At 60.4% G+C, this 4,293-nt stretch carries 2 protein-coding genes; one reads left to right on the top strand and one right to left on the bottom strand.

Annotated elements, in window-relative coordinates:
- Positions 1 to 1,398, bottom strand: a 1,398-nt coding sequence (locus EOA85_RS29005; RefSeq protein WP_164759949.1) for an NAD-dependent succinate-semialdehyde dehydrogenase, incomplete at its 3' end; no start/stop codon positions are given.
- A gap of 1,370 nt (positions 1,399 to 2,768) precedes the next feature.
- On the opposite strand from EOA85_RS29005, the gene EOA85_RS29000 reads away from it, so the two are divergent.
- The coding region (locus EOA85_RS29000) for an autotransporter assembly complex family protein (RefSeq protein ID WP_164759948.1) at positions 2,769 to 4,293 on the top strand (1,525 nt) is incomplete at its 3' end.

Below are 4,293 nucleotides of genomic sequence, written 5' to 3'. Positions count from 1 at the left end.
GGACTGCTTCATGCCGCCAAAGGGCGCCGCTTCCGAAGACATACGCCCCGTGTTGATGCCAACCATGCCATATTCCAATGCCTCGGCCACGCGCCAGACACGCTTCAGGTTCGAGGCATAGAAATAAGCGGCGAGGCCGTAGATCGTGTCGTTGGCCTCACGCACAACCTGATCCGCATCGTCGAAGCGAATGATCGGCGCCAGCGGCCCGAAAGTCTCCTCTTGCGCAACCGCCATGATGCTGGAAATTTCAGTGAGGACTGTGGGTTCGAAGAAGGTGCCATCCTTGCCGATACGTTCGGCTCCGCATCGAATTGTCCCACCTTTGGCAACGGCATCTGCGATGTGGGACTCGATCTTGGCCAAAGCATGCATGTCGATGAGCGGTCCGACGTCCACTCCGGCAGCGAAGCCGTCGCCAACCGACAAGTGCCGGACTTTCTCCACGAACTTCTCGACGAACTCATCGTGAACGCTCGATTGGACGTAAAGACGGTTCGCTGAAACGCAAGTCTGGCCGGCGTTGCGGAACTTCGCCTGGATCGCGCCGTCGACCGCAGCGTCGATATCGGCGTCATCAAAGACGATGAAAGGGGCATTGCCTCCGAGCTCGAGGCTGACCTTTTTGATCTGGTCCGAGCACTGGCGCATGAGCAGCCGGCCAACCTCAGTCGAGCCTGTAAAACTGATCTTTCGCACCTTGGGATTGGAGCAGAGTTCGCGTCCAACGCCGTCACCTTCGGACGCATAGATCAGGTTGACGACGCCGTCTGGAAAGCCAGCTTGGTGCGCGAGGGCAAACATTGCACCTGCCACTAGCGGCGTCTGTTCAGCAGGTTTGAGCACGATCGCGCAGCCCGCCGCCAGGGCCGGCGAGATCTTGCGCGCCACCATCGACGCTGGGAAATTCCATGGCGTAATTGTGCCGACGACGCCGATCGGCTGCTTGATCACCATCATGCGACGGTCTGTCGACGGTGCGGGGATCGTCTCGCCATAGATGCGATTGGCTTCTTCGGCGTACCATTGCAGATATGCGGCCGCATGCGAAACCTCCGACTTGGCTTCGGCAAACGGCTTGCCCATCTCTGCAGTGAGTATGGCGGCAAGATCCCCAGCGTGGTCCATGATCAGCTGATGCCATCGCCACAGAACGTCGCTGCGTTCTCGGGCGGTCAGCGCCGCCCATCCAGGCTGCGCTACATAGGCCCTGTCGATCGCAGCGCGTGTCTCCGCCACCCCCATGTCGGGAAGTGATGCCAGCACTTCGCCGCTCGACGGGTTGAGGACGTCGAATGTCAGCTTGCTAACCGGCGTGCCGAGTGCCGGCAGGCGATCGATGGCGCCAAACAGGTCCGGGGATTTCAGGTGCCGGATCATCGGCAGGCACAGGGGCAATACCGGATTCCTCTCAAACGCGGCGGATGTGTATGTCGGCAGGGCGTCGGTGTGTACTCCGCACCTGCGGCTTCCTTATAGGGCCTCGGCCAGACGGCTGGTAGACCACTCCACTCAAGTTGAAAGGGAGAATTCCTGAACTCCTCTGGTCGATGGCTTGCGGGTGTCCCTTGCTCGATGCTTGGGCCGTTACAGTCGGACGTCGCTTCAACATGTCTCTGAGCGACAGCCACGTTCCCGGATACAGAGGAGCGCTGTCTCAATAGCGGCTCTAGAGGAACTCAGGATAAGGTTCTTGGTCGAGTTCGGCCTCAATCGCTGATTTCATAATTACGCCTCTCTTCGAAGTTTACGGACAACACGGAAGGCGGAACGGCGAAGGCGAAGCATTCACACGCACATTGTGAACTGGAAGTCCTGTAACTGACTTTGTCCGTGCTGCAGTAAAGCACGGCGCAAAGTCCAGGCCACTTTGCGCCGCTGTTCGTCGCGACGTCCGCAGCCCAATATCCGCAGCAGCCCGGAGGGCCTAAGCAGCGACGGTCTCTATCTGGTTTCGTTCCAAGCTTGCCGCGCATGCCGGATCAAGCGGAGATGCGATGGATAGGTCTTCTCGGGGGAAATCGTCAACAGACTAGGAAAACGGACGTCAGAGCCTCTTTCGCGCAGGGAAAGGTTCCGCCCCTGGGCAATGCCGCCGCTTCGCATTTGGCATCTATTTCTTCGCTCGAAGCAGACATGCCGAATGTCGGCAATCCGCCAATTTGTTCGGAAGGCAACCAGTGCCCGCCGAAAGAACGCCTATGCACCGCCCCTCCCAATCGACGCAAGGCACAACCCCGCAGCCAGGATCGCAGCCGTGCCCGCTCCCGCAATCCGCATCGAGGTATGCCCGAAATGCTGAGATCAAAATCGATCGTTCAAGTGGCACGTCTTTTGCTCTTAAGCATCTGATGATGAATACGATCCTACACATCAGGTTGTGCATAATGCAAGTTGTTTTTAGCGGTTTGAAATTCGCCGCCACACTGCATAACCGGCAGAATGTTCAATTGTTCGGGGCCGGCTGGAACTGGCGGCTTTTGATCCGTCCTCCTTCGACAGGGCAGCTCACCTCGTTGCCGATATACGAACAAGGATTTGTTCGATCGAGGGAGGGATCAACCAGCTCAAGCTGGCGACCTTCTACAAACTGCCAGATGCTTGATGATCGTCGATAGCGGCGGCGCGACCATCACGATGATCTCGTCCAGTCTGTCGCTCAAATGGCCGCGCCCGAGCTACAGCGGCGAGATGCTCTTGCCAAGGGACTTGCCCAGCCGCAGCATCAGCCTGCCGCCTTGGCAGCACTATTGCCCTAGGTTGTCCTAATGCCGGTGCATGGAAGGCAGACGGCAGTGGGCTGCGCATCAGGCGGCGTGCTATTGCAAATCGTGCTGTTGGCCGTGGTCTGCTCGACCGCGCTGGCCGCGCAATCAAGGTCCGCAGCCGCGTTCGAGCTGTTCGGCCTCAAGCTGTGGGAGCTTTCCAGCGACGAGGACGCCGACATCGTCGACCCGCTGCGCTACACGGTGACGATAGACGCGCCCGACGCTGACGAGGATCTCGCCGAGAAGCTCGAAAACGCCTCGGCGCTGAAAGCCGACGAGGAACACCCGGTATCAGGTTCGCTGGGTCTTTTGGCCAAGGCGCGCAGCGACCGTGAGCAACTTGTCGCCGCGTTTTACGCGGACGCGCTCTACGAGGGCGTCGTCACCATCACTATTCAGGGCAAGCCGCTCGACGATCTGCCGCCCGATGCCGAGTTTTCTGGCCCGCAGCCGATTCCGGTGGTGATCAACATTGCGGCCGGGCCGAAGTTCACGCTTGGCGACATCAGGCTGGAGGGCGATGCGGCGGGGCTGGCAAGTGCCGACTTCGGCCTGATCGCCGGCGGTGACGCCAGTTCGGGCGCCGTGCTCAAAGCCGAGGCGGCGATCGTGCGGGCACTCAAGCAAGAAGGCAGGCCGCTGGCCAAGGTGACGGGTCGCGAGATCGTCGCCGAGCACGCCGGTTCGACGCTCGACGTGACGCTCACCGTCGCGGCCGGGCCGGTCGCCGGCTATGGCGACACCACTGTCGAGGGCACAGAAAAGGTCGACCGCGACTTCACCGAGCATATGACCGGCCTGAAGCGCGGCCGCCAGTATTCGCCCGATGAGATCGACGATGCACGCGACCGGCTGCTCGGGCTCGAGGTCTTCAACAGCGTGACGGTGAAGGAAGCCGACGCGCTCGACTCCGAGGGCAATATCCCGATCGGTGTCGAGGTCAGCGAACGCAAGCCGCGCCATTTGGATCTCGGCGGCAGCTTGTCGAGCACCGATGGCCTGGACCTCAAAGGCAATTGGGAGCATCGCAATCTGTTTGACCCCGCCGAAAAGCTGCGCATCGATGGCAAGATCAGCGGCATCGGCAGCAACGACTTGAGCCAGCTCAATTACAGTGCCGGCGTCATGTTCGAAAAGCCGGGCGTGGTCGGGCCGGCGTCGAAATTCTTCGCCGGCGCCAACACCGTGCTGGAGCATCCCGACGCCTACGACCGTTTCTCGGTCAAGGGCAACACCGGCCTGTCGTATGACCTCGACCGGCAGCAGACGGTTTCGGCGGAAGTCGCGCTCGACTATTCGAAGATCACCGATTCCTTCGGCAAGCACACTTTTCTGATCGCCAGCATTCCGCTGCGCTATGTCTACGACAACCGCGACAACCGGCTAAACCCGACGACCGGATTCAGGGCGCTGGCCTATGCCGAGCCGAGCTACGACATTTTGAACGGTGCCGCCTTCGTCAAGCTTAGGGGCGAAGGATCGGCCTATCAGTCGCTCGACACGGCCTCGAAGTTCGTCTTGGCCG

It is taken from the genome of Mesorhizobium sp. M5C.F.Ca.IN.020.29.1.1 (assembly GCF_003997375.1).
Taxonomy (GTDB): Bacteria; Pseudomonadota; Alphaproteobacteria; order Rhizobiales; family Rhizobiaceae; genus Mesorhizobium; species Mesorhizobium wenxiniae.
This window is presented reverse-complemented; position numbering and strand designations above follow the sequence as displayed.